The organism is Streptomyces sp. NPDC048462 (assembly GCF_043200175.1).
In the GTDB taxonomy this organism is placed as follows: Bacteria; Actinomycetota; Actinomycetes; order Streptomycetales; family Streptomycetaceae; genus Streptomyces.
On the sequence record NZ_JBICXG010000001.1, the window covers coordinates 658,394 to 684,979 of the forward strand.

The 26,586-nt window shown below is 71.8% G+C and carries 21 protein-coding genes and 2 pseudogenes; 19 read left to right on the plus strand and 4 right to left on the minus strand.

The genetic code is table 11. From position 1 onward, the window contains the following. Positions 1-18: 18 nt before the first annotated feature. The 4 genes from ACGFU6_RS02800 to ACGFU6_RS02815 all read right to left on the minus strand — a co-directional run bounded on the left by ACGFU6_RS02800 (position 19) and on the right by ACGFU6_RS02815 (position 6,197). Positions 19-957 (minus strand): carbohydrate kinase, encoded by a 939-nt coding sequence (locus ACGFU6_RS02800; protein WP_393607698.1) that lies wholly within the window; start codon positions 955-957, stop codon positions 19-21. Between the two features lie 42 nt (positions 958-999). Beyond that, on the minus strand, positions 1,000-1,752 hold the full coding sequence (locus ACGFU6_RS02805; RefSeq protein WP_393607699.1) for a YqjF family protein: 753 nt from the start codon (positions 1,750-1,752) through the stop codon (positions 1,000-1,002). A 157-nt stretch (positions 1,753-1,909) separates the two neighbouring features. Beyond that, complete coding sequence (locus ACGFU6_RS02810; protein ID WP_393607700.1) at positions 1,910-2,659, minus strand: dienelactone hydrolase family protein; 750 nt, start codon at positions 2,657-2,659, stop codon at positions 1,910-1,912. A 208-nt stretch (positions 2,660-2,867) separates the two neighbouring features. Next, a complete protein-coding gene (locus ACGFU6_RS02815; RefSeq protein ID WP_393607701.1) occupies positions 2,868-6,197 on the minus strand; it encodes an NB-ARC domain-containing protein in 3,330 nt (1,109 codons plus the stop codon). A 419-nt stretch (positions 6,198-6,616) separates the two neighbouring features. Here ACGFU6_RS02815 and ACGFU6_RS02820 point away from each other — a divergent pair, with 419 nt between their 5' ends. The 19 genes and pseudogenes from ACGFU6_RS02820 to ACGFU6_RS02910 all read left to right on the plus strand — a co-directional run bounded on the left by ACGFU6_RS02820 (position 6,617) and on the right by ACGFU6_RS02910 (position 26,567). After that, positions 6,617-7,417 (plus strand): SAM-dependent methyltransferase, encoded by an 801-nt coding sequence (locus ACGFU6_RS02820; RefSeq protein ID WP_393607702.1) that lies wholly within the window; start codon positions 6,617-6,619, stop codon positions 7,415-7,417. A gap of 607 nt (positions 7,418-8,024) precedes the next feature. Beyond that, positions 8,025-8,561: a right-handed parallel beta-helix repeat-containing protein gene (locus ACGFU6_RS02825; protein WP_393607703.1), complete on the plus strand. Its 537-nt coding sequence runs from the start codon at positions 8,025-8,027 to the stop codon at positions 8,559-8,561. Between the two features lie 346 nt (positions 8,562-8,907). After that, on the plus strand, positions 8,908-9,564 hold the full coding sequence (locus ACGFU6_RS02830; RefSeq protein ID WP_393607704.1) for a ThuA domain-containing protein: 657 nt from the start codon (positions 8,908-8,910) through the stop codon (positions 9,562-9,564). Then, complete coding sequence (locus tag ACGFU6_RS02835) at positions 9,549-10,646, plus strand: Gfo/Idh/MocA family protein (protein WP_393607705.1); 1,098 nt, start codon at positions 9,549-9,551, stop codon at positions 10,644-10,646. Before ACGFU6_RS02830 ends, ACGFU6_RS02835 begins: the two co-directional genes overlap by 16 nt. 131 nt (positions 10,647-10,777) lie before the next feature. Next, positions 10,778-13,810: an alpha-mannosidase gene (locus ACGFU6_RS02840; RefSeq protein WP_393607706.1), complete on the plus strand. Its 3,033-nt coding sequence runs from the start codon at positions 10,778-10,780 to the stop codon at positions 13,808-13,810. 268 nt (positions 13,811-14,078) lie between these two features. Further along, positions 14,079-15,650, plus strand: a pseudogene (locus tag ACGFU6_RS02845) (DUF2264 domain-containing protein). Continuing rightward, complete coding sequence (locus tag ACGFU6_RS02850) at positions 15,643-16,494, plus strand: hypothetical protein (protein WP_393607707.1); 852 nt, start codon at positions 15,643-15,645, stop codon at positions 16,492-16,494. The pseudogene ACGFU6_RS02845 and the gene ACGFU6_RS02850 overlap by 8 nt, the downstream one beginning before the upstream one ends. Next, positions 16,442-16,864: pseudogene (locus tag ACGFU6_RS02855) on the plus strand (hypothetical protein); the annotation flags it as partial. The gene ACGFU6_RS02850 and the pseudogene ACGFU6_RS02855, both read left to right, overlap by 53 nt. A 143-nt stretch (positions 16,865-17,007) precedes the next feature. After that, positions 17,008-17,136, plus strand: a complete 129-nt coding sequence (locus tag ACGFU6_RS02860; protein WP_393607806.1) for a hypothetical protein — start codon at positions 17,008-17,010, stop codon at positions 17,134-17,136. 12 nt (positions 17,137-17,148) lie between these two features. Beyond that, a complete protein-coding gene (locus tag ACGFU6_RS02865; protein WP_393607708.1) occupies positions 17,149-18,471 on the plus strand; it encodes a glycoside hydrolase family 38 C-terminal domain-containing protein in 1,323 nt (440 codons plus the stop codon). Positions 18,472-18,619: 148 nt separating this feature from the next. Further along, positions 18,620-19,831, plus strand: a complete 1,212-nt coding sequence (locus ACGFU6_RS02870) for an ROK family transcriptional regulator (protein WP_393607709.1) — start codon at positions 18,620-18,622, stop codon at positions 19,829-19,831. A gap of 178 nt (positions 19,832-20,009) precedes the next feature. Next, positions 20,010-20,834, plus strand: a complete 825-nt coding sequence (locus ACGFU6_RS02875; RefSeq protein ID WP_393607710.1) for an aldo/keto reductase — start codon at positions 20,010-20,012, stop codon at positions 20,832-20,834. A 49-nt stretch (positions 20,835-20,883) separates the two neighbouring features. Then, entirely contained in the window at positions 20,884-21,903 is a 1,020-nt protein-coding gene (locus ACGFU6_RS02880) for an aldo/keto reductase (RefSeq protein WP_393607711.1), read from the plus strand. Continuing rightward, positions 21,900-22,313 (plus strand): SRPBCC family protein, encoded by a 414-nt coding sequence (locus ACGFU6_RS02885; protein WP_393607712.1) that lies wholly within the window; start codon positions 21,900-21,902, stop codon positions 22,311-22,313. The genes ACGFU6_RS02880 and ACGFU6_RS02885 overlap by 4 nt, the downstream gene beginning before the upstream one ends. Before the next feature lie 94 nt (positions 22,314-22,407). Then, a complete protein-coding gene (locus ACGFU6_RS02890) occupies positions 22,408-23,040 on the plus strand; it encodes an HAD-IA family hydrolase (RefSeq protein WP_393607713.1) in 633 nt (210 codons plus the stop codon). A 77-nt stretch (positions 23,041-23,117) separates the two neighbouring features. Next, on the plus strand, positions 23,118-23,558 hold the full coding sequence (locus ACGFU6_RS02895) for a MarR family winged helix-turn-helix transcriptional regulator (RefSeq protein WP_393607714.1): 441 nt from the start codon (positions 23,118-23,120) through the stop codon (positions 23,556-23,558). 29 nt (positions 23,559-23,587) lie between these two features. Next, positions 23,588-25,432: an MFS transporter gene (locus tag ACGFU6_RS02900; RefSeq protein ID WP_393607715.1), complete on the plus strand. Its 1,845-nt coding sequence runs from the start codon at positions 23,588-23,590 to the stop codon at positions 25,430-25,432. Beyond that, positions 25,429-25,998: an isochorismatase family cysteine hydrolase gene (locus ACGFU6_RS02905; RefSeq protein WP_393607716.1), complete on the plus strand. Its 570-nt coding sequence runs from the start codon at positions 25,429-25,431 to the stop codon at positions 25,996-25,998. Before ACGFU6_RS02900 ends, ACGFU6_RS02905 begins: the two co-directional genes overlap by 4 nt. Continuing rightward, a complete protein-coding gene (locus ACGFU6_RS02910; RefSeq protein ID WP_393607717.1) occupies positions 25,995-26,567 on the plus strand; it encodes a YbhB/YbcL family Raf kinase inhibitor-like protein in 573 nt (190 codons plus the stop codon). The genes ACGFU6_RS02905 and ACGFU6_RS02910 overlap by 4 nt, the downstream gene beginning before the upstream one ends. The last annotated feature ends 19 nt before the right edge of the window (positions 26,568-26,586 follow it).

A 26,586-nucleotide genomic window follows, 5' to 3' on the forward strand; every position in this document is an offset into this window, starting at 1 on the left:
GGCCGCGCCGGCCCCGCGTCAGCGGCCGGTCCCGCCGAGCGCCGCGGCGAGTTCCGCCGCGTCGGGCGGGTTCGCCCCGGCCCTCGCGACGGTCACGGCCGCCGAGGCCGCCGCATGGCGCAGGACGTCGGTGACCGTGCCCCGGTTCACCGAACGGAGCCGCTCCCGCCCGTCCGCACCGAGCAGCCCGTGCGCGGCGAGCGCGTGCAGGGTGCCCGACATGAACGCGTCCCCGGCCCCCACCGTGTCCGCCACGTCGACGGGCGGTGCGCCGACCGGCACCCGGCCGTCGGGCAGCACCGCCAGGGCCCCGTCGCCGCCCCGGGTCACGAGCACGAGGGCCGGCCCGGTGGCGAGCCACCGCTCGGCGACCCGCTCCGGGGCCTGGCCCGGGTACAGCCATTCCAGGTCCTCGTCGCTGGCCTTGACCACATCGCTGAGCGCGACACAGCTCTCGACCCTGCGTACGGCGGCCTCGTGGTCCCCCATCAGCTCCGGTCGCACGTTGGGGTCGTAGCTGACGGTCGCGGCGGTGCGCAGCGAGCCGACGGCGGCGACGACACCGGTCGCGCCCGGCTCCATCACGGCCGCGATCGACCCGGTGTGGACGTGCCGGGGCGGCCGCTCCAGGGCGACCGCGCCGAGCGTCCAGGTGATCTCGAAGGTGTAGGCGGCCCGCCCCGCGGCGTCCAGGCTGACGGCGGCGGACGGGGTCGGTGCCGTGGCTCCGTCCGTGCGGACCTCTACCCCCGCCCCGGCCAGATGGGCGCGGATCTGCCGCCCGTGGGCGTCCCGGCCGAGCTGGGTGAGCAGGGTGACGCCGTGTCCGAGCCTGGCCAGGCCGTAGGCGACGTTGGCCGGGCTGCCTCCTGGGTGCACCTGTTCCGCCGCACCCGGCAGTCGGACGATGTCGGCGACGCATTCACCGATGACCAGCAGGTCGTTGCTGTCGGGCATGGGGGTGGGCTCTCCTGGGGTGCGGTGACGTGGCCGGCCGGCTCACGGTGTCGGGATTCCCGCCGGCCGGGCCGGGCGGCCGAGGCGGACCGGCACGCCGGGGGAGTACAGGACGCTGACCGGGGCGTCGCGCGGCGCGGGCAGGCCGGCCGCTTCGATCAGGTTCTCCTGGCAGACGGTCAGCTCGGCGCGGTGCAGCGGCCACCGGGGGTGATGGTTGGGCAGGTGGGTGACGCCGCCGAAGAACGCGTTGTGCATGCCCCAGCGTGCTGTGAGGAAGTGCTCCAGCTCCGTGGGCTCCGCGATCCGCTCCCCGACCCGCACCGTGAGTCGGCTGTGCGCCCCGCGAGGGCCGGGCAGCCGGCGCGAGCTGGTGTAGGTGACGGTGTCGCCGGTGACGCGCAGGTCCATCCGGGACCACCGGTACGGCAGCCGGAAGCCGATCCGCCCCATGGCCGCCGGGATCAGCCGGGCGGCGTCCATCGACAGGAAGACGACTCCGCGCCGCCCGTCCGCGTCGACCGAGTACAGCCGCACGTTGGTCTCGGGGAACGAACCGAGATACGGCACGCCCGGCAGCCCGAGCCACCCGACGCGATGCATCCGGAACGCGACGAGGCCGACGTAGGTGACCCCCCGGTGCGTGTCGGGTACCGTCCCGGCCGGAAGCAGCCCCGCCACCGTGTCCGGCTCGACGGCCCAGTGGACGAAGCAGAGGTCGAGCCACTGCTGCGTGAGCAGCGGGACGCGAATGCCGGCAGGGGCGTCCGGAGTGATGGGGGAGAGCTTCTTCACCGGGTCAGCGTGCCACGGGGCGCCGGGTGTGGTGCACGGCCGGACCGGCGATCCGCCCTGAACCGGTTGACGCGCGCTTTCGCCGCACGACACGTGGGTGTCCCGTGCGCACTGCCGCTCACGGTGCCCGCTATCGGGGCCCGGACGGGCCGGCGCCTCAGCCGCGGGCGAGGGCGCCGTTGAGCAGGGGCAGCAGCCGGTCCCAGTGGCGGCGCAGCCCGGAGGCGCTGAAGGCGTCGGTGTCGGACATGGTGAAGCCGTGCGTAGTGCCGGGGTAGATCTCGCTGGTGTGGCTGACACCCGCGGCATCCAGTGCCTGGTTGAGCTCGCTGAAGGTCTCGGGCGTCATGTCGCCTTCGGCGAGGCCGAGGTGGACCTGGGCGGTTACTTCGGCGAAGCGGTGGTGCGGGCTGTCGGGCGCGTCCGTGACCAGGGCGCCGGGGTGGAATCCGGCGACCGCGGCCACCCGGTCGGGGTGGGCGGCTGCCGTGCGCATGGCGAGGGTGCCGCCCATGCAGTAGCCGATCGCGGCCACCGGTCCGGCGCCGACCTCGGACTGACCGGTGAGGAACTCCAGGTAGGCGTCGGCGTCGCGCAGGGCGCGCTCGCTCGTGTGCGCCTCGATCAAGGGCATCACCCGGGCGAAGATCGCAGGCCGGGCCTCGGCACCGATGTGCTCGGGCAGTTCGATCACCGGCGCCGGGCCGTGCCGGTAGAAGATGTTGGGGACGAGCACGTAGTAGCCGTGCCCGGCCAGTTCACGGGCCATCTCCTCCAGTACCGGCCGCACGCCGAAGGCGTCCGGGTACAGCAGCACACCCGGGTGCCGCTCGGCACTGTCGGGAAAGGCGGCGAGGGCGTCGGCGAGGCCGTCGGCGGTGGGGATCAGCAGCGTCTTGGTAGGCAAGTTCTCTTCCTTTCTCGGGCTGGTGCGAGTGCACAGCCTCTGCGCGGAGTTGAGGCGGACCGGAGATCCCCCGGCCGTCACCTGAGGACGACGGTAGACCGCACGCACCGCAGCGGTGACCATCGGCCCCGCCCGGGACGGTGCCGGGTGGTTCCGTCCGGATCAGATTCTCCTGGTGCCGGCCGCAGCGTCTTGGCTGCGAGCCCCCTCAACCGCCGTTCCGGCCGGTCGCCGGGTCGAAGTCGAAACCATAGACCCCACGGGAACCGCCGACGGCGAGCGCCCGGTCCTCGTTGAACCACCGGCAGGTCGCGAGAAAGCCGTTGGTGCGCATCTCCGTGACGAGTTCACCGTGGATGTTCCAGACCCGCACGGTTCCCTGGCTCTGTACGGTTGCGATCCAGCCACCCTCGGCGGAGAAATCGACTCCGTTGACCTCTCCCCGGTCCGGATCGGTCTGAAGGTAGCGGATGACGAGTCCGGTGCGGAGGTCCCACACCCGTACCGTGCCGTGGCGGCCGGCGGTTGCCAGCTGTTTGCCGTCGTGCGAGAACACTCCGCTGGTTACGTTGCGGGCGTTGAGGGAGCGCGGCGTCGTACGGCCGCGGAGGTCCCAGATCTGCACCATGTCGAGTTCGTCGACCACGGCGAGGGTGCTTCCGCCGCGAGAGAGAGCCAGCAACCATTCCGGTTTACAGGTCCGCAATGGGTTGTGCAGGCCTGCCCATGGCAGGCGCGCGTAGTCGACCGGCTCCAGCCGGACGTTTCCCGCTCCGTCCAGGCCGGCGTCAGCGACCCCGTCCGGTGAGCTCACGTCGATGAGGCCGATGGTCGACGTCCACGACCGTCTTTGGACGCGGCCGGTGTCGGTACTGCGGTGCAGGTGGTCCCGGAAGCGTTGCCGGGTGATCAGCTCGGTGCCATCCTCTGAGACGGCGATGAAGTCGACGCCGGTCTCCTCGTCGTCCTCGCTCTCTTCGTCACCGTCGTCACCGTCGTCACCGTCGTCGACGCCGTCGTCGGTACGGGCGGGAGACGTGCCCACGCTCAGCAGACCGAAGCCGCGGCGGCTGTCCACGTAGAAGAGAGTGGTGGCGTCGGGGGTGAAGGCCGCCGCCTGGACCCGTGACGACACGCCGGCCGTCCCCAGCGCCTCGCCGGTGGCCGCGTCCCACAGACCCAGCGACCCGTCGAACGCGGAGGTCGCGACCCGGCCCTCGCGGCCGGGGCAGGCGAGCGCCTGAATGCCGCGACCGCCCCCGTCGGTCAGAAGCCGTTCCGCGTGGTCGCCTCCCAGGTGCCGCAGGCGCACGGTGCCGGCACTGTCGGCAGTGGCGAGGGTGGTGCCGCCGGCGGAGAGAGCCACCTTGTCCACTCCGGTACCCGGACCGGGCGACAGGGAGTGAACGACCCGGCCGGAGGCGAGTTCCCAGACGTGGACCGTGCCGCGACCGTGGACCACGGCGAGGTGGGACAGGTCGGGCGAGAAGGCGATGTCGCGCACCAGACCACCTTCCGCGCCCATCAACAGCTGTACCAGGCGGCCGGTTTGTGTATCCCGCACGCGTACCCGGTCGATACCCTCGACCGTCGCGATCAGCAAGCGGTGGCCGGAGAACGCGAGCGCGCGCACGGACTCCGACCCTCCGGTGGTGTGGATGCCGACCACTTGGCCGTCTGCCGGGTCCCACATACAGACATGATCAGGGCCGTGGACGGCGGCGACGAGGGTGGCATCCGCGGAGACCGCCAGGCGGCGGACCATGCGGTCCCGGAAGGCGGCGGGGCTCTGCACGGCCCTGAGGTCGGTGCTGGGACGATCGACGTCGGGAAGCGGCCAGCGGGGCCGCAGCGTGGGATGGGGGGAGAGCCACGCCGCCGCCTGTGCTCGCCAGGGGGCGTACTCGCCCAGCCTGGCCCGCAGGACCGAGGCGCGGGCGTGCTCGGGGTCGGTGCGGCCCAGGAGGTGCGCTGTCGCCGTGAGGTACTCGCTGTGACGGCGGGCCGCGGGATCGTCGATGTGATCGAAGTCGGACACGACCCCCGCGACGCCCTCGCGGCCCAGGCGCCACTCGATCCAGCGCAGATCGGTGGCGACGGCCAGAGCCTGCGCCACGTCCCCCGCCTCCGACAGGTGGGCGGTCAGGTGGTCAGCGAGGTAGCTGTCGGGCAGCCGCCACCACTCGTGCGAGGGGCCCCTGCCGTCGCCAACGCGTGGCTCGGCGGCCGGCAACGACTGCGCCGCCGTGCGAACCAGGGTCGCGTTCAGCCGCCGCAGGGTCCCCGCGTCGAGACGGGCACGCAGAAACTCGCGGATCACATCGTGCAGCCTGAGGCGACCGCCACCGTCGGAGTCGAGGTGCAGCAGCGAAATCCCGGCCAGTTCGGTGCACAGGTCGCGGGACTCCGACTCGCTGAGGTTCGCGGTGGACCGCCAGAGACCCGCGACCAGGGCGAGAGGCACGTACTCGTCCTCCGCGAAGACCCCCAACTCCGTGAAGCGCTCGTATCCGCCCGGCGGAAGCAGGAGCGCGGCAGCCTCGATCGTGGCCCGTACGGCCTTGCTGCGCTGTCGTGGATCGTCCAGTTCCACCGGCAGTGCGGGGTCGTCCACTGCGCCGGGCCCACCGCGGCGCAGTTGTTCCACGATCTCGGTCGCCACCACGGCGGAGTCGGCACCCGTGGCGATGCGGCGTACGGCCAGCCGGTTCACGAGGCGCAGGAGCAAGGGCCAGCGGCCAGTCGCGTCGAGCAGTCCATGAACGACGTCGGGCGGCCAGGAGGGCTCGATGTCCCGTGTCAGAAGGATCTCCGCCTGGCGCGGTGACATCTCGTCGACGAGCACGCGTTCCGCTCCCGGGGGCAGCAGAGACGGAAGACGTGTGGTCACCAGCCGCACGCACTGACTCTCCTCGGCCATGAACGGCCGGATCTGCTCCGGCCACCAGACGTCGTCGACGATGAGGAGCATAGGCGGGCGCACCCTGAGCAGCCGGGCCAGGTGGGCGCCGGCCAGGTCAGGATCTTCGAAGACGGTGGCGTCACCCGTGACGAACCGCGCGGTCTCGCAGACCTTCGCGGCCACCTCGGCGCGGCTGCGTACGTCACGCCCCAGCACGATCCGGTAGATCCTGCCTTTGAAACGGCGTTGTATCCGCCGGTCCGCCCAGACCAGCTCCGCGACGGTCGTCTTCCCGAACCCGCCCGCACCGTGCAACGCGGTCGCGGCGGTGATGCCCACGGTGGCAGAACGCCGCTCCCGCCGCAGCGCGGCCACCACTTGATCCGCCTGGGTCCTGTCGATGACCCAGGCGGGTACCTGAGGCGGTGTCGGCGGCGGCGGGTCCTGCACGGAGCCGGCCGGGGTGTCCGGCCTGAGCAGCGACCACAGGACGATCGCGAGAGACACGACCAGCCCCGCACCGAGAACCGGCCATGCGTGTTGGCGCACCTGCTCAAACGGTCCCGGCCAACGGTCCTGGCCGGTCGCGGCGTTCTCCGCCATCGAGACCGTCGCGGTCACGGCAGTGGTCAGCACCACCGACACGATCAAGCCTGGACGGTGCCCGACACGCATCGCTGCCCCTGCCTTCCCGTCGCTCAAATGCCCTTACTCCTCGGACCGTTGATGATCCCACCTCCGCGGGCCTCGCCGAGGTGGGATGGCGGGGACCGGCGAAGTCGGTGGGGCGGAAGACCATGTGCGTCGCGATAGGGACATGTGGTGTTCCGCGAGGCCCGGCAGATCCCGCGGGCGGACTCGCTGAAGTGCCGGTACGAGTGAGGACCGCTCCCGTAGTGGATCACCGGCCTGCCGAACTCCCGGTCCGGCGCGGGCCGGCCCGGTCCGGAACCAAGTCGCACGGGCTGCTGGGTAACCAGCGGTGGATCACGGAGGTACGGTGTCCCGTACTTGAGTTCGAGCTGGCTGTGGCGGCCGCACGAGGAGACGACACGATGAACGAGAACACGCTTTCCGCACCGCATCCCACGAGCGCGCATCCCGCCCGCGTGTACAACGTCTGGCTGGGCGGCAAGGACCACTACCTGGTGGACCAGGAGGCCGCGGAGCTCGCCGCCGAGGCCAACCCGACGATCGTGCCGTCGGTCCGGGCCAACCGCGCCTTCCTCGGCCGCGCCGTACGTCACCTCACGAGTGTCGGGGTCCGTCAGTTCCTCGACATCGGCACGGGGATTCCCGCCGCCGCCAACACCCACGAGGTCGCGCAGCAGGCCGCCCCAGAATCGCGTGTCGTCTACGTCGACAACGACCCGATCGTGCTCACCCACGCGCGGGCACTCCTGGTCAGCGGCCCTCAGGGGCAGACCGACTACGTACAGGCCGATGTGCGCGACGTGGACACGATCCTCGAAGCGGCGGCCCGGAACCTGGACCTCGACCAGCCGGTCGGTCTCATGCTCGTGGCGATCCTCCAGTACATCAAGGACACCGAGGACCCCTGGGACATCACCCGCCGGCTGCTGGACCGCCTTGCCCCGGGCAGCCACCTCGTCCTGTCGCACCCGGCCGCCGACGTCACCGCGCCCGAGGTCGCCGAGTCCATGCGGATCTACAACGAGCGCGCCGCCAGCCATGCTTCGGCCACCCCGCGCACGCACGCGGAGGTGCGGCGCTTCTGCGAGGGCCTGGAGATCCTGGAACCGGGGCTCGTCACTCTGACCCGCTGGCGTCCGGGCCCGACCGACACCCCGGACGACACCCTGCCCATGTGGTGCGCCGTGGCCCGCAAGGCGTAACGAGTCGGCTTCCCTCCCGTAAAACGCGGACCGTGGCATGCCACGGTCCGCGATGTCGTGCCGTGGCATGGCGTGCAATGCCACGCGGGCCGGAGCCGGGCCGTCCGAGCGTTCCCGTAGTCCGGCGGCCCGGTTCAGGGGTGATGTCGACGCCCCATCCGCCGCAGACCCCCCTCTGACCACGAACCGCACGCACGGCTCCTGGTCCGCACACCGTCCGTCTGCCGCCCAGCTCGAACCCGCCGGCGCCGTTGGAGATAGCGCAGCAGCGACCTCCGCCGCGCCACGCCTCGCTCCAGGGGTGGGAAGCGACCGCGTTAGTACAGCGTATTGACAAAGCATGGTGCCGGTTCCTGAGTTCGCAGGACGGTGCCGCCCAACGCCGCGTTCCATCAACTCCACGTATGGGTAGGTCAGTTGACCTGCAACTGACCAGTTCTCAGATGCCGGCCACGTGGCGGAACTCGGTCGCGTCCTGTTGCCGAGTCCAGTCAGGCGTCCGTCGGCGTGCGATCGCCCCGCGCCAGGAACGCCGCCATTCGCGGTCCGCTTCCCCGCCCTGTCGCGCATCCCATGGCCTGCTTTCGCGACGTACTCCGACGCGGGCGTGAGCGGGACGAACGGTCAGGTGACAGGCGCGAAGATCCTGAACAACACGGCGATCGCGCCCTGGTGGGCCAACGGTCTGCGAGTCGCAGGAGGCAGGGGAGTAGAGGTTCGCAACAACCTCGTGAACAGCGTGTCATCCAACAGTGCCCTGGATATCGGGGTGTTCGGGGACACGGGGCACCCCTTGGAGTCCGCCGAGATCAGCGGTAACACCCTGATCGGCGGCGGTGGCTGGAACGGCGTGCGGATCGGTTCTCCGAACAGCGCCTCACTGTTTCCCGACGCCTACACCCATGTCACCCTGAGTGGCAACGTGATGCGCGGAGCTTTTCGTGCGGGCCTCTTCATCGACCTGACGTGGGTCGACGTGACGCTGAGGAACAACACCATCGACCGCCCGGCGGAGCAGGGGATCCTGATCGGGGCCGGTGTCATCGGCACCGGACGATTCGTGGGCAACACAGTGACGAACCTCCGCCCGGGGCAGGTGGCGCAGCGGAACGACTCGCCGTCCACGTTCCGCATCACCGACTGACACCGCGACAGTCCGAGGCCGGGCGTGTGCCCCGGTGCCCGGGGATGCGGGCCCGGCCCCGGGCTGCCGCGCGTCGCCGACGAACAGCAGCGGCCCCGCGGTCCGGCGGCCAGTAGTCGCGCGGTCCGGAGGCCGGTGGCCCCGCGGCTCCCGGAAGCGTCTTCGACGCACTTCGTAAAGCGTATTGACAAACTATGTTCACCGTTCGTACGTTCTTATCGCACCCAGCCGGCGACCGGCCTGATCAGCGGTAACCCCCGCTCTGCCCCGGTCTGTTGGCCGAACTGGCCCAGACCCCTACCGCCGCACCCCGCACGTGCGGCGCCGATGGGAGCGTGCAATCACCTTGACCACCGACACCAGGCGGGCGCTCGTCGTCCGCGGCGGTTGGAACGGGCATCAGCCCGTGACGATCAGCGACGGATTTCTCCCCTTCCTCAAGGAGCAGGGGTTCGCCGTCGAGACCTCCGAGGACCTCGCGGTGTACGAGGACGCGGAGAAGCTCGCCGCCACCGATCTCATCGTGCACTGCTGGACGATGGGCACCATCACGCCCGAACAGCGTGAGAACCTCGCCGCGGCCGTACGGGCGGGCACAGGTCTCGCCGGCTGGCACGGCGGCATCGTCGACTGCTTCCACGACCACGGCTACCACCTGCTGACCGGCGGAAAGTTCGTGATGCATCCGCCGGGCTTCCACGACCACACGTACAACTTCGCGCCCGAACACGCGGACCACCCGGTCATCGCGGGCCTCGACGACTTCTCCGTGCACACCGAGCAGTACTGGGTCCTCACCGACCCGCGCATCGAGGTCCTGGCCACCACCACCTTCCCGGCCGCCGAACCGCACGACGGGCCCGCTGTGATGCCCGCCGTGTGGACCAGGACCTGGGGGGCGGGCCGGGTCTTCGTCTCGACCATCGGGCACAAGCCCGACGACTTCGACGTGCCCCAGGTCCGCACGCTGACCGAGAGGGGGCTGCTGTGGGCGAGCCGCTGAAGCCCTTGAACATCGGCATCGTGGGCGCGGGGAAGATCAGCGGCGCCTATCTGTCCACGCTGGAGCGGCTGACGTCCGTGCGGCTCACCGCCGTCACCGACCTCGACGCCGAGCGCGCGCGGGCCGTCGTGGAGCAGGCCGGTGACGGGGTCTCCCTCGCGCCGACCGTCGCAGACCTGGTCGCCCGCGACGACGTGGACGCCGTCCTCAACCTCACGATCCCGGCCGCGCACGCGGACGTCGCCCTGACGGCGCTCGCCGCGGGCAAGCACGTGTACGGCGAGAAACCCCTCGCCGCGGACCGCGAGGAGGCCGACGCCGTGCTCGCCGCGGCGCGCGCGGCCGGACTGCGGGTCGGCTGCGCCCCCGACACCGTCCTGGGAACCGGGACGCAGACCGCGCGCAAGGCCGTCGACGACGGCCTGATCGGCCGGCCGGTCGCGGCCACCGCCTTCATGACGAGCGCGGGTCACGAGAAGTGGCACCCGGATCCCGAGTTCTACTACCGGCCCGGCGGCGGCCCCCTGCTCGACATGGGCCCCTACTACCTGTCGGCCCTGGTCCACCTGCTCGGCCCCGTGACCAGGGTGACCGGCGCGTCCTCCCGGCCCCGCACCGAGCGGACCATCGGCAGCGGGCCCCGGGCCGGGCAGACCTTCCCGGTCGAGGTGGACACCCACGTCACCGGGGTCCTGGAGCACGCCGGCGGGGCCCTGTCCACGCTGGTGATGAGCTTCGACGTGCGCGCCGCGCGGCTGCCCCGCATCGAGGTGCACGGCACCGGCGCCTCGCTGTCCGTGCCCGACCCGAACAACTTCGACGGCCCGGTCGAGATCCACCGCGGTGACGGCTGGGAGGCGCTGCCCGTATCGGCCGGCTATCGGGACACGGGGCGCGGGGCGGGCCTGGCGGATCTGGCCGATGCGCTCCACGACGGTCGCCCGCACCGCGCGTCCGCCGACCTCGCCGCACACGTCCTGGACGTCATGCTCACCCTGATGGACGCGGCCGACCAGGGCCGGGCGCTGGCAGTGACCACGACCTGCGAGCGCCCCGCACCAGTGGCGGACACCAGCCCCTGACCGGCGCCGGTCCCATCCCGACGCCGACGCCGGTGCCGACAGGAACACCGACACCGGCCTCGTACCGCGACCGGCGGCCGACCGGCAACGGCCGCCGGATACCACGCTCGCAGCAACAGGAGACCCCCTTCATGCACGACGACCGGAACCTGGTCGAAGCACGCCTGGACCGCGTCCTCAGGGAACGCATCCGGCCGGCCGTCCACCCCGTCACCACCCCCCTGACCGTCGAGATCTGGTCCACGGCGGGCGAGCCCGTCCCCGTGGCCGAGGGCATCGAGGCGCCGGACCGTCCCATCACCCCGGGCACGGCATGGGGCGCGCCATGGGGGACCAGCTGGTTCAGGGTCACCGGCACGGTCCCCGCCGAGTGGGCGGGCCGCACCGTCGAGGCCGTGCTCGACCTCGGCTTCACCCCGCGCACGCCGGGCTTCCAGTGCGAGGGCCTCGTCCACCTGCCGGACGGGACGCCGGTCAAGGGGCTGCACCCGCGCAACTCGTACGTCCGCGTCGGATCACCGGTGGCGGGCGGGGAGCAGGTCGACTGGCGGATCGAGGCCGCCTCCAACCCCGACCTCGACGGGAGCGGCGTGCCGTTCCGGCCGACGCCGATGGGGGACAGGGCCACCGCCGGCGATGCGCCGCAGTACGTGCTGGGCGAGATGAACCTGGCCGTGTTCGACGAGACCGTGTGGAACCTGGTCATGGACCTGGAGGTCCTCGGTGAGCTGATGGCGGAGCTGCCGGTCGAGGGTGCACGTCGCTGGGAGATCCTGCGGGCGGTCGGCCGGGCGCTGGACGCCGTCGACCTCCAGGACGTGAACCGCACGGCGCAGGCCGCGCGGGACGAGCTGGCGGGCGTGCTCGCCGCACCTGCCGTTCCCGCCGCGCACCGCATCAGCGCCGTCGGCCACGCGCACATCGACTCCGCCTGGCTGTGGCCGCTGCGCGAGACGGTGCGCAAGGTCGCCCGTACGACGTCCAACATGACCGCTCTCCTGGAGGACGAGCCCGACTTCGTGTTCGCGATGTCGCAGGCCCAGCAGTTCGCCTGGATCAAGGAACACCGGCCGCAGGTGTACGCGAAGGTCAAGGAGGCGGTCGCGGACGGCCGGTTCGTGCCCACCGGCGGCATGTGGGTCGAGTCGGACACGAACATGCCGGGTTCGGAGGCGATGGCCCGTCAGTTCGTGCACGGCAAGCGGTTCTTCCTCGACGAGTTCGGCATCGAGAACGACGAGGCGTGGCTGCCGGACACCTTCGGCTTCGCGGCAGGACTGCCGCAGATCATCAGGGCGGCCGGTTCCAAGTGGCTGCTGACGCAGAAGATCTCGTGGAGCAGGACCAATTCGTTCCCGCACCACACCTTCCAGTGGGAGGGAATCGACGGCAGCCGGATCTTCACGCACTTCCCGCCCGTCGACTCGTACAACTGCGAGATGGACGGCCGCCAGATCGCGCACGCGGCACGTAATTTCAAGGAGAAGGGGGTCGCCTCCCGGTCTCTCGCGCCGACCGGTTTCGGTGACGGGGGCGGCGGCACCACCCGTGAGATGGTCGCCAAGGCCGCCCGTATGCGCAGCCTGGAAGGCTCGGCGACCGTGGAGTGGGAGACCCCGGCCGACTTCTTCACCAAGGCCGAAGCCGAGTATCCGGACCCGCCCGTGTGGGTCGGAGAGCTCTACCTCGAACTGCACCGCGCCACTCTCACCAGTCAGGCGCAGACGAAGCGCGGCAACCGGCGCAGCGAATCCCTGCTGACGGAGGCCGAGCTGTGGGCGACGACGGCAGCGGTGCGGACCGGGGCCGCCTATCCGTACGAGGAGCTCGACCGGATCTGGAAGACGGTGCTGCTGCACCAGTTCCACGACATCCTGCCCGGCTCGTCGATCGCCTGGGTGCACCGTGAGGCGCGCGAGACCTACGCGCGGATCGCCGCGGAGCTGGAGGGCATCATCGACTCCGCGCAGCGCGCGCTCGCCGGTGACGCGTCCGGTGGCATCGATCTGGCCTTCAACCCGGCTCCTCACAGCCGTGGTTCGGTTCCCGCAGGCGGTGCGTCGGTCACATCCGGTCACGGCGACTCGGTGGTCCCCGTACCGCGCGACGGCGGTGGGTACGTCCTGGACAACGGGATGCTGCGGATCGAGATCGACGGACGCGGCCTCGTCGTCTCCGCGTACGACCACGGCGCGGACCGCGAGGCCATCGCGCCGGGGCAGGCGGCCAACCTCCTCCAGCTGCATCCCGACTTCCCCAACCAGTGGGACGCCTGGGACATCGACGCCTTCTACCGGAACGTCGGCAGTGACCTCACCGAGGTCACCGAACTGGGCGTCGACGGCGCGGCGGTGCGCGTCGAGCGCGCCTTCGGCGACTCCCGTGTCATCCAGCTCCTGACGGTCCCGGCCCGCGCCAAGCGGCTCGACATCGCCACTGAGGTGGACTGGCACGAGACGGAACGCTTCCTGAAGCTGGCCTTCCCGCTGGATGTGAAGGCCGACCGGTACGCCTCCGAGACCCAGTTCGGCCACGTGTACCGGCCCACCCACCAGAACACGAGCTGGGAGTGGGCCAAGTTCGAGGCGTGCAACCACCGTTTCGTGCATGTCGACGAACCGGGCTGGGGCGTCGCGATCGTGAACAACGCCACCTACGGCCACGACGTGACCCGTGCCGTGCGCACCGGGCCCGACGCCGGTACGACCACGACCGTGCGGGCCTCGCTGCTGCGCGCCCCGCGCTACCCCGACCCGGAGACCGACCAGGGCGTCCACCGGTTCCACCACGCGCTGGTGCCGGGCGCGGCGATCGGTGACGCGGTGCGCGAGGGATACCGGGCGAACCTGCCGGAGCGCCGGGTCACCGGCACCGCCGCCGAGGTCGCGCCACTGGTGACGGTGGACAACGACGCCATCGTGGTCAGCGCGGTGAAACTGGCCGACGACCGCAGCGGTGACCTGGTCGTACGCCTTTACGAAGCACACGGTGGACGGGCTCGCGGCACCGTGCGCGTCGACGGCTTCGCCACCACCAGGGCGGTGCCGGCCGACCTCCTGGAGCGTCCGCTGACGGACGCCGGGCGGCCGGTGGAGGACGCCGGTGGCGTGGAACTCGCGCTGCGGCCGTTCCAGCTGGTCACCCTGCGCGTGCCGCGCACCTGACGGCGTGCCGCCCGGGACGGCGGCACCCGCACCGGGAGGGCCGGCGGCGCGCAACCGCGCCGCCGCCCTCCCGGCGGGCCGGACGACACCCGCAAGGGCATCATGCAGGGCCGCGTCCCCCCAAGGAGTGGGACACCGCGATGCGGAACTGGCGCAAGCAGGCCGGCGACCGGATCCGCGCCGAGTACGAACAGGCATGGGAGAGCCGCCAGTCATGAACCGCACCCCCACCGAGGACCGCGCCCACTGGGAGCGGACCGCGGACCGGATGCTGCTCGCCGTACGGCCGTACGCCACCGACCAGCACGCCCTGATCCACCTGCCCGGCGGGCAGTGGCGCCAGCAGGACCTCGACCGCGTCATCGCCCTCACCGACGGCTGGTACGCCGGGGACGGCTGGTACTCGGACGGGCTCACCGGCGCCGCCCACCGCAACTTCGACCACTACAACGGCTGGGCCATGCACCTGTACCCGCTGTGGTTCTGACGCATCCTCGGCGACGCGGCACCCGACGGGCTCCTCGACCGCTACCGGGCCAGGCTGCGCCGCTTCCTGGCGGACCAGCGCCTGCTGACCGGTGCCAACGGCTCGCCGCTCGTCCAGGGCCGCTCCCTCACCTACCGGCACGCAGCGCTCGCCCCGCTGTGGACCGGCGCCCTGTTCGACGCCACACCGCTGGCACCGGGGGAGACCCGGGCGCTCGCGAGCCGGACGCTGGACCACTTCACCGGTCACGGCGCCACCGACGAGCGGGGGCTGCTGAGGCTCGACTGGCACCGGCCCTTCCGAGGCATCCTGCAGGGGTACTCGGGTCCCGCGTCCCCCTACTGGGCGAGCAAGGGGTTCATCGGCCTCGCCCTGTCGCCCGGCCACCCGGTGTGGACCGAGGAGGCACCCCCGCTGCCCGTCGAACAGGGCGACTTCACCCGCACCCTGACCGCACCCGGCTGGCTCGTCTCGGGCACCGCCGCCGACGGCGTCGTCCGGGTCGTCAACCACGGCGGCGACCACGCGGACCCGGCCCGCCCGCATGCCGACGACCCCGCCTACGCCCGCTTCGCCTACTCGACGCACACCGCCCCGGAGACCCCCGGCGACACCACGGTCCCCGGCGGCAGCGCGGACGCCGAGCCGCTCGACAACGCGGTCGTCCTGCTGGACGCCGCGGGACGCGCCTCGCACCGGCGTCCCGCCACCCGGATCTCGGTCGACGGGGCCACGGCCGTCTCCCGGTCCCGCGCCCACTGGCCGAAGGACGCCACCTGGGACGTCTTCGGCGGACCCGACACCCCCTACGTCCTGGGCCCCTGGATCACCACGGGGTCGGCCCTGCGGGGCTCCGTCGAGGTGCGCGCCGTACGCGTCGACGGCTGTGCAGGGGACCGTGCGCGAGGGGGCGGCGGCGAGGCGGCCGGGCACCGGCTGCGGGTCGGCGGCTGGGCGCTGGCCGTCGATCCCCGCTCCGCCGCCGGTTCCGCGACCGCCGAGGGCCCCGGGGCCCGGGTCGAGGGAGCCGACGGGCTGGTCTCCGTCGTCATCGGGACGCACGGGCTGCCCCGCGCGGCAACGGTGGCAGGGTCCGGCAGCAACGCCCTCGGCGCCTCCTCCGCCACCCCGGTCGTGGCAACCGAGGGACCCGTCGCCCACGGCACGATCCACGTCGCCCTCATCCACCTGGGCGGCGCAGGACCTGGCGCCCTGCCCCAGGTGGCCACCCGCGCCGAGGGCGGGGCCCTGCTCGCGGACGCGACCTGGCCCGACGGCGCGCACGACACCATCAGGCTGCCGGCCCCCGACGACTCCGCCTACGACCCGTGGAAGGACCAGTTCCGTGCATGACGACCGCCGGATCATCGAGGCCCGGATCCGTAAGCTGCTCGACCGGGTCGTCCGACCCGCCGTCTGCAGCGCCGTACGCCCCCTCGCCCTGAGCGCCTGGCGCGTCGAGGGGGAACCCGTCCTCGTCGCCGAGGCACTGAGCGCCGACTACGAGCCCTTCACGCTCGGAGACGCCTGGGGCAGCCCCTGGCGGACGACCTGGATGCGGGCCCGCACCGAGATCCCCGACGGCTGGTCCGGGCGCCGCGTGGAGGCCGTCTTCGACCTCGACTTCGACCTGTCCAAGGGGCCCGGCGGTCAGGCCGAGGGCCTGGTGCACGACGACCGGGGCGCGCCGCTCCAGGGCCTGCACCCGTACAACCGCAGCGTGCTCCTCGACGAATCGGCCACCGCGGGCGCCACCGTCGAGCTGCTGATCGAACTGGCCCCAACCCGCCGATCGTCGGCAGCGCCGGCCTGCACCTGCACCACGGCTCCCTGGAGACCGCCGGGGACGCGCTCCGCTACCCGCCTCAAGCAGGCCGAGATCGCGGTGCGCGAGGAAGACGTGTGGCACCTCGTCCACGACATCGAGGTGCTCGACGAGCTGATGCACGAGCTGCCGCTCAGCTCCACCCGGCGCCACGAGATCCTCTACGCGCTGCGCTGCGCCGCCGACGCCGTCGACCCGGCCGACGTCGCCGCGACGGCGGCGCGCGCCAGGGCACTCCTGGCCGACGTGCTGTCCCGGCCCGCGCACGCCTCCGCGCACACCCTCCGCCGTCGGCCACGCGCACATCGACTCGGCCTGGCTGTGGCCGGTGCGCGAGACCGTGCGCAAGCGCGCGCGCCTTCACCAACATGACCACCCTCGCCCAGGAGTACCCGCTGCCTACCCCCAGCTCGCCAGACTGGCGGGCGCCGAGTGGTTCCTCACCCAGAAGCTCTCCTGGAACGAGACGAACCGGCTGCCCCACCACACCTTCGAATGGGAGGGCATCGACGGCTCGCGCATCTTCACCCACTGCCCGCCCGTCGACAGCTGCAACGCCTCACTGACGGCCAGTGAGAACGCCCACGCCGAGGGCAACTTCAACGACAAGGGGGTGGCCACCCGATCCCTCGTCCCGTTCGGCTACGGGGACGGCGGCGGCGGCCCCAGCCGCTCGATGCTGGAGAAGGCGCGCCGCCTGCGCGACCTCGAAGGCTCACCGAAGGTCGTGGTCGAGTCGCCCGACGCCTTCTTCGAGGCGGCGCGCGCCGAACGAGAGGATGCGCGACTGCCCGTCTGGCGCGGCGAGTTGTACCTGGATAACCATCGCGGCACCTACACCAGTCAGGCCGTACCAAACGGGGCAACCGGCGCAGCGAGGCGCTGCTGCGCGAGGCGGAGCTCTGGGCGGCCACGGACGCGGTACGGTCCGGCGCGCCCTACCCGTACGAGCGGCTCGAATCGCTGTGGCAGCGGGTCCTGCTCAACCAGTTCCACGACATCCTGCCGGGCTAGTCCATCGCCTGGGTGCACCGGCGGGCCGAGCGGGAGTACGGCGAGATCCACGCCGAGCTGGAGACGCTGATCGCCGACGCGGCGGGGCGGCTGCCCGGCGACCCCGCGCTGCTGAACGCCGGGCCGCACGCCCGCCGCGAGGTCGCCGTCCTCACCGGCGACCAGGGATTCGCGGGGGCGCAGCGCCTCGCCAACGGGTGCACGGCGGTACTCGCGGAGGCGGGGCCGCTGGCCTCCGGCGGCGCGGTCGACACCCGGGAGCCCGTCACGGCACGCGCCGAGGACGGCGGGTTCGTCCTCGGCAACGGGGTGCTGAGCGTCGTCGTGGACCGGCGCGGCCTGGTCACCTCGGTGTACGACCACGAGGCGCGGCGGGAGGCGATCGCCCCCGGCACCGCGGGCAATCTCCTGCAGCTCCACCCCGACGACCCGAACCTGTGGTCGGCGTGGAACATCGACTCGTACTACCGCGACGTCGTGCACTACCTCGACACCTGCGAGTCCGTGACCCTGGTGGACGAGGGCCCGCTCCTGGCGGCGGTACGCGTAGAGCGGGTCCACGGCGAATCGCGGTTCGTCCAGCACATCGAACTCGCCGCCGAGAGCCGCCGGGCGACCGTACGCAACGACATCGACTGGCAGGAGCGCGACACGGTACTCAAGGCGGCCTGGCCGCTCGACGTGCACGCGGAACGGGAGAGCGCGGAGATCCAGTTCGGCCATGTGCAGCGGCCCACCCACGAGAACACCAGCTGGGACGCGGCCCGCTTCGAACTGTGGGCACACCGCTGGGTGCACGTCGGTGAGCGGCACTGGGGCGCCGCACTGCTGACCTACTCCACCTACGGTCACGACGTGCGCCACGACACCCGCGAGGACGGCGGGACCACCACGACGCTGCGGCTCTCCCTGCTGCGCTCCCCGCACAGCCCCGACCCGCAGGCCGACCGGGGCAGCCACGGCTTCGGCTACGCGCTGCTCGCCGGCGCCGGGATCGAGGAGGCCGTCGCGGGCGGCTACGCGTTGAACCTGCCGCTGCGGGCGGCTCCGGCCGAGGCGGCCGCCCTGGTCACGCTCGACTCCACCGATGTGGTGGTGGAGTCGGTCAAGCTCGCCGACGACCGGAGCGGTGACGTCGTGGTCCGGCTGTACGAGGCGTGCGGGGGAGCGGTCGGGGCGCGCCTGAGCGCCGGATTCCCGCTCGCCGGGGCGCAGGACTGCGACCTGCTGGAGCGCCCTACGCGCGAACTGACGCCGGACGGCGGGTCCGTCGAGCTGAGGCTGCGGCCCTTCCAGATCCGCACGGTGCGTCTGCGCCCGGGGGCGCGGAGGTGAAGTCGCCGCGAGGGAGGGATAGTTGCGCCGTGGGCATGCGCTCCGGCGCACTGTCCCACCCGCGTCGTACCATTCCATCGATTCTGTTGCCGTCGCAGGCGAGGCGGCGATCTCGCCGCCGTCGCCCGCCGAGGCTGGGAGAGGCACGTTGACGACCGAGACGGCGAGCACGGAGAAGGGCGGCATCAGGCGCGGCACCAACCTGCCGAGGATGGGGGACTTCAACGAGTCCGTGATCCTCGACGCCATCCGCCGGCACCACGGCGGCCTGAGCCGGGTGGAACTCGCTCAGGCCACCGGACTGTCCGCGCAGACGGTCTCGAACATCACCCGGCGTCTGCTCGACCGGGGCGTCGCCCGTGAGTCGGGCAAACACAACACCGGCAGCGGCAAGCCCCGCACCCTGCTGGAGATCGTGCCCACCTCGCGCTACGCGGTGGGGGTCCATCTCGACCCCGCCGTGATCACCTGCGTCCTGGTGGACCTGCTCGGCAGGGTCGTGGCCCAGCGCAGCCGGCGTACCCCCAGCGGGGGCGACACGGGCGGCACCGTCGCGGACATGGCCGCGTCCGTGTCCGGGATCGTGGCGGAGTCCGGGATCGACCACGGACGGATCCTCGGTCTCGGCATCGCCGCGCCGGGCCCCATCGACGTCACCGCCGGATGGGTGGTCGAGCCGCCCGAACTGCACGGCTGGGGCCGCTATCCGCTGCGTGACCGGCTCAGCGAGGCGACCGGCTTCCCGGCTCTGCTCGACAAGGACGTCACGGCCGCCGTCGTCGCCGAGCGCTGGGCGGGGGCCGTCACCGACAGCCGCAACCTGCTCTTCTTCTACCTCGGCACCGGGTCCGGCATGGGGCTCGTGGTGGACGACACCGTGCTGCGCGGGGTCTCCGGGAACGCGGGCGAGGTGGGCGGGCTCGGCGCCGCCTGCTCCACCCGGACCCTGGTCGACGAGGCCATCGCCCTCGGCGTCCTCGGTGGCGAGTACACCGTGCTCGACCCGGCCGACGCCCAGAGCGGCCTGGAGAGCCTCGGCCGGCTCGCCGCCGAGGGGGACACCCAGGCGGACGGCATCATCGAGCGGCTGGGGCTGCGTGTCGGCCGGGGGGTGTGCGCGGCGGCGACGCTCCTGGACGTCGACAGCATCGTGTTCGGCGGGCCGACCTGGCACGTGCTGGGTGAGCGCCTCCTGGCCACGATCGAGCCGATGGTGGCCAGGTCCCCGTTCGTCAGGGCGGCCCACGCCACAACCGTCGCCTCCACCGTCCTGGGCGAGAACGTGGCGGCGGTCGGAGCCGCATCCCTCGTCCTCGACCAGGCACTTTCCGCTCAGCCGAGGTCGTTGCTGCTGGGCTGAGACGACCACGGGGCCGGGGAGAGGCAGGGATCCGGGGAGAGCACGCGGGCCGGGGATGGCCGTCCGGGATGAGGCGCACGCCACTATGGTGCGCTTGCAATAGCCCGCGCATGCAATTATTGTTGTCGCTTGTAAGGCGCTGATGCATGCGCGTCCCCCCGGAAAGAACGAGAACATCATGAGCTCCATTCCGACCATCACCCTGAACAACGGCGTCACCATGCCGCAGCTCGGCTTCGGCGTCTTCCAGGTTCCCGACGACGAGACCACCGCCGCGGTCGGCGCAGCCCTCGACGCCGGATACCGCAGCATCGACACCGCCGCGGTCTACGGCAACGAGCGCGGCGTCGGCCGGGCGCTCGCCGACTCCGCCGTCCCCCGCGACGAGCTGTTCATCACCACCAAGCTGTGGAACGCCGACCAGGGCTACGACTCCGCGCTGGCCGCCTTCGACGCCTCCCTGGACAAGCTCGGGCTCGACCACGTCGACCTCTACCTGATCCACTGGCCGACCCCGGCCCGCGACCTCTACCCCGAGACCTGGCGCGCCCTGGAGAAGCTCCTCGCGGACGGCCGCACCCGCGCCATCGGCGTCTCCAACTTCCAGCCCGCCCACCTGGAGCGCCTCCTGCAGAGCGCCTCCGTCGTCCCGGCCGTCAACCAGATCGAGCTGCACCCGGGTCTCCAGCAGCGGGAACTGCGCGCATTGCACGCCCGCCACGGCATCGCCACCGAGGCCTGGAGCCCGCTGGCTCAGGGCGCCGTCCTGGGCGACGAGGCGATCGTCTCGCTCGCCGCGAAGCACGGCAGGAGCCCGGCCCAGATCGTCCTGCGCTGGCACCTGCAGACCGGCAACGTGGTCATCCCCAAGTCGGTGACCGAGGCCCGCATCCGCGAGAACCTCGACGTCTTCGGCTTCCGGCTGAGCGACGAGGACATCGAGGCCCTCACCGCCCTGGACCGCGCCCTGCGCACCGGCCCGGACCCCGACACCCTCAACTGACCCTCCCGGCCACCACCGCACCCCCCACGCACAAGAACGAGGCACCACCATGAGCATCCGTTCCCTGCTGCCCGGCCGCATCGGCTTTGGCACCGCCCCCCTCGGCAACATGTTCCGCGCCATCCCCGACGAAGAGGCCGCCGCCACCGTGCAGGCCGCCTGGGACCAGGGCATCCGCTACTTCGACACCGCCCCGCTGTACGGCGCCGGCCTCGCCGAGATCCGCCTCGGTGATGTCCTCGCCGACAAGCCCCGCGCGCAGTACGTCCTGTCCACCAAGGTCGGCCGCGTCATCCTCGACGAGGTCGAGGACCCCGCGAGCCGTCAACTCGGCGAAAAGGGCGCCCTGTTCGAGCACGGACGGCCCAACAGGATCGTCAACGACTACAGCGCCGACGCGACGCTGCGCTCCGTGGAAGACAGCCTCGAGCGCCTCAGGACGGACCGCCTCGACATCGTCTGGGTCCACGACATCGCGCAGGACTTCTACGGCGACGACTGGCTCGCCATGTACGAGAGTGCCCGCACCGGCGCGTTCCGCGCCCTGACCCGGCTGCGCGAGGAAGGCGTCATCAAGGCCTGGGGACTCGGCGTCAACAAGGTCGAGCCGCTGGAGATGACGCTGGACCTGGACGAGCCGCGCCCCGACGCGTTCCTCCTCGCCGGCCGCTACACCCTGCTCGACCACTCGCGGGCGCTGCAGCGCCTCCTGCCCGCCGCGGCCGAGCAGGACGTCGACATCGTCGTCGGCGGCCCCTACAGCTCGGGCATCCTCGCCGGCGGCAACCACTACGAGTACGCCGAGGCACCCGCCGACATCGTCGAGAAGGTGAGCCGGATCAAGGCGCTGGCACAGGAGCACGGCATCGGCATCAAGTCCGCCGCCCTCCAGTTCGTACTGGCACACCCGGCCGTCGCCGCGGCCATCCCCGGCGCGACCCGTCCCAGCCGCATAGCCGAGGACCTCGGCGCCCTCACCGAGAACGTGCCGTACGCGTTCTGGAAGTCGCTGCGGGACCAGAAGATCATCGCCCACGACGCACCCGTCCCCGTGAAGGACGCCTCATGACCTCCGCCACCGCCACCCTCACCACCCCGTGGCCCGCGGACCGGGTCTGGCAGCTCATCGGCGGCTTCGGCTCCCTGCCGGACTGGCTGCCGTACATCAAGGAGAGCCGGCTCGGCGAGGGCGCCCGGCTGCGCACCCTGACGAACGAGGAGGGCGGGGTCATCGTGGAACGCCTGGAGTCCTTCGACGAGCGGGCCCGCACCTACGTCTACTCCATAGTCCGGGCACCCTTCCCGGTCACGGACTACCGCTCCACGCTCGAGGTCGTCGACCTGGGCGCGGCAGGATCCCGGGTGGAGTGGTCGGGAACGTTCACGCCGGACGGGGCCGGTGACGGCGAGGCGGCCGCCCTCTTCGAGGGCATCTACCGGGACGGACTCGCCGCACTGGACAGGACGCTCGCCGCCTGACCCGGCGGGCGGCACCGCCCGCGCCCCGGCCGCACGCGGGAATCAGGGCCGCCCGGCCGAGCGGCCGCTCGCCGCCCCTGTGCTAGCCGGGGCGGTGACGACTTCCCTCCCTCGCGCCAGGCCCTTCGACGCGGTGCTGTGCGACTTCGACAACGTGATCCGCTTCTACGACACGACGAGGCTGACGCACCTGGAACGCCTCGCGGGGCTGGCCCCGGGCACGACCATGGAAGTCGCCTTCGCGCCGGAGACGGATCTGCCGCTGCTTCTCGGCCGGATCACGCAACCGCAGTGGGTGGAGACCATCGCGCTCGCGCTCTCCCGCCTGGTCCCGCGGGCGCGGGCCCACGAACTGGGCAGGGCGCTCGCCGAGGCGCCGTTCCACGCCGACGAGGCGGTGGTGGGCCTGCTCCGCCGGGTCCGCACCCGTATGCCCCTGGTCCTGGTGACCAACGCGACCCTGGAGCTGGAGAGCGATCTGCTGTCGCTCGGGCTGGCGGACTTCGCGGACCACGTCGTCAGCAGCGCCCGGGTGGGGGTGGCCAAGCCGGACCCGAAGATCTACCGGATCGCGGCCGAGCGAGCCGGCGTCGCCGCGGACCGATGCCTGTTCGTGGACGACCGGCCGGAGAACATCGAAGCCGCCGTCGCGCTCGGGATGACCGGCGTGCACTACCGGGAACCGTCGGACCTCGACGAGTTGCTCGGACCCCTCCTCGACGGCTGAGGTGCCCCAATGCGGGGACTCCTCATTCCGCCGCACCCAAAAACAACTAAGGCTGACTGATAAGGTAGCCTTAGTATATGAACGAGGATCTGGAACCCGGCAAGGTCGCCGCCTCCCTGCTGGTGGGCGTCGGTGCGCTGTTGCGGCGCGTGCGGCAGGTGCCGACCGGAGACGGGCTCACGATGCCCGAACGGACGGCGCTGTCGCGCCTGGAGCGTTCGGGGCCCGCCACCTCCTCCGCCCTGGCCCGGGAAGTGCAGATCACCGCCCAGGCGATGGGGGCGACGCTCGCCGCGCTGAGAGCCCGCGGCCTGGTCGATCGCAGCCCGGACCCGGACGACGGCAGGCGCATGGTGCTGACGGTGACCGACGCCGGACGCCGGGAGCTGAAGGACAAGCGCAACGCGCGGACCGAGCTCATCGCCCAGGCCCTCGCCGGTGGCGCGTTCACCGAGGCCGAGCTGGAGCAGCTCGCCGCGGCGGGGCCACTGCTGGACCGGCTGGCTCAGAACATCTGACACCGAAGCGACCACGAGGAGCCGGCCGGATGACGGATCTGTCCAAGACGCGTGCGCGGCCCGGCTCGCCCGGTGACCGGTACAAATGGACGGCACTGACGAATACGACCGCCGCGGTCTTCATGTCCGCGTTGGACGGTTCCATCGTGCTGATCGCCCTGCCGGCCATCTTCCGGGGCGTGCACCTGGATCCGCTGGCCCCGGGCAACATCGCCTACCTGCTGTGGATGATCATGGGGTACCGGCTGGTCCAGGCAGTCCTGGTGGTCACGGTGGGCCGGCTGGGGGACATGTACGGCCGGGTCCGGATCTACAACTCCGGGTTCGCGGTCTTCACCCTCGCCTCGATACTGCTGTCCTTCGACCCCTTCGACGGGGGCCACGGGGCGATGTGGCTGATCGCCTGGCGCCTGGTGCAGGCCGTCGGTGGTTCGATGCTGACGGCGAACTCGGCCGCGATCCTGACCGACGCGTTTCCCGAGGAGCAGCGCGGCTTCGCCCTGGGTATCAACCAAGTCGCCGCCCTGGCGGGGATGTTCATCGGTCTGGTCGCCGGGGGACTGCTGTCGGCCTGGGACTGGCGGGCGGTGTTCTGGGTGAACGTGCCGGTCGGGGTGTTCTTCACGCTGTGGGCCTACCGCACGCTGCGCGAGAGCGGAAAGCGCGGCGGCGGCCGGATCGACTGGTGGGGCAACATCACCTTCGCGGTGGGGCTCAGCGCCGTCCTGATCGCGGTCACCTTCGGCCTGCAGCCCTACGGCGGGCACACCATGGGCTGGACCAATCCGCTGGCCGACGGGCTGATAACCGGGGGAGTGATCCTCCTGGCCGCGTTCGTCGTCATCGAGAACCGCGTCCGCGCCCCGATGATCGAACTGGGTCTCTTCCGCCTGCGGGCCTTCACCTTCGGCAACCTGGCCGGCCTCGCCATCTCGATCGGCCGGGGCGGGATGCAGTTCGTGCTGATCATCTGGCTGCAGGGCATCTGGCTGCCGCTGCACGGCTACGACTACGGAGACACGCCCCTGTGGGCCGGCATCTTCATGCTGCCGCTGACCGCCGGGTTCCTCGCCGCCGGGCCCGTGTCCGGCTATCTGTCCGACCGGATCGGCTCCCGTGGCCTGGCCACCGGCGGTGCGCTGCTGTTCGGCGCCAGCTTCCTGGGCCTGTTGTTCCTCCCGATCGACTTCAGCTACTGGACCTTCGCGGTGCTGATCACGGTGAACGGCATCGCGAGCGGCATGTTCGCCTCACCCAACTCCTCGTCGATCATGGGCAGTGTGCCCGCGAAGCTGCGTGGCGTCGCCTCCGGCATGCGTGCCACGTTCCAGAACTCCGGCACCGCCGTCTCCATCGGCGTGTTCTTCTCCCTCATGATCGCCGGACTGGCCGGCAGCCTCCCGCACACCCTGACCGCAGCCCTGCGGGAGCAGGGCGTGCCGGCACACATCGCCACCCAGGTCGGCAGCCTGCCCCCGGTCTCCTCACTCTTCGCCGCCCAGCTCGGAGTCAATCCGATCGAGCACCTGCTCCAGCCCACCGGCGCCCTCACCCACCTGACAGCCGCGCAGCAACAGGCTCTGACGGGGCGTGAGTTCTTCCCGTCCCTGATCGCAGGGCCCTTCCACTCCGGCCTGATCATCGTGTTCGCCTTCGGCGCCGCCCTGGCCCTGCTCGCCGCGATCGCCTCCTTCCTGCGAGGCAGCAGCCCCGCCACGGAGCCCCCGGTGCCGCACAAGTCCGCGCCCCCGCCCCGCACGCCCACCCGCACCGCCTCCGGCCCGTACGACGGCAGGGAGGGCTCAGCGGCCGAGACCGCCGCACCGTCCGGCCCGGCGGACCGGCCGGAATCCACAGGAGAGACAACGGCATGACACTGACAACGATCGATCCCAGGCCCGCACTCGTCGTGATCGACCTGCAGAAGGGCATCGTCTCCGCCCTGGCCGGCAATCCGCCCACTGCCACCGCCGTCGGGCAGGCGGCCCGTCTGGCCGACGTGTTCCGGGGCCACGACCTGCCCGTGGTCCTCGTCAACGTCACCGGACGCGCGTCAGGACGTACCGATGCCGGACGGTCCGGAAGCAGCGGCGCCCTGTCGCCGGGCTGGGCCGACCTCATCGACGAACTCGATGTCCGGCCGACCGACCACCTGATCACCAAGCGGCGCCGCAGCGCGTTCCACGACACCGGCCTCGACACCCTCCTGCGGGACCTCGGCGTCACCCAGATCGTGCTCGCGGGCATCTCGACCGGCGCAGGCGTCGAGTCGACCGCACGCTCGGCCTCCGACTACGGCTACCACGTCGTCATGGCAACCGATGCCATGAGCGACCCCGACCCCGAGGCCCACCGGCACAGCATCGAACGCGTCTTTCCCAAGATCGGCGAGACCGCCACCGCCGCCGAGGTCATCGACATGGTGGAGGCGACACGATGACCCTGCTCGGCCGACTCCTGAACAACCGCCGAGCGGGCGAGACCCACGCGGCCTGGAACCTGCCCGGTCTGCAGGGCCCCGAACTGCTCACCCTTACCAGCCGGCACTTCGCCCACGGCGAGCCCATGCCGCCGCGGCACGGCGCGAAGAACATCGGCGGCGACAACCTGTCCCCCCACCTGTCCTGGACGGCGCCGCCACCCGGAACCACCCAACTGCTCCTGGTCGTGGAGGACATCGACGTCCCCCTGTCCAAGCCCGCCGTGCACTGCGTCGCCCTCGTCGACCCGGCGTCCGGGGAGCTCGGCCCCGGCGCCCTCGACGCCCGGCACCCGGCTGCCGGAGTGCGGGTGCTCCGCTCCACCATCGGGCGGGGCTACCACGGACCCGGCCCCATCAAGGGCCATGGACCGCACCGCTACACCTTCCAGCTGTTCGCCCTCGCGGCCACCCTGGACAGCGATCCCGGCCCGAAGGCGCCCGAGCGTGCCCGGCCCCGCGCACTCCTGGCCTCCGTCACGGCCCCCGTCCTCGCCCGGGGCCGGCTGACCGGCACCTACGAACGCTGACCCCGGCGATCCACGGCGT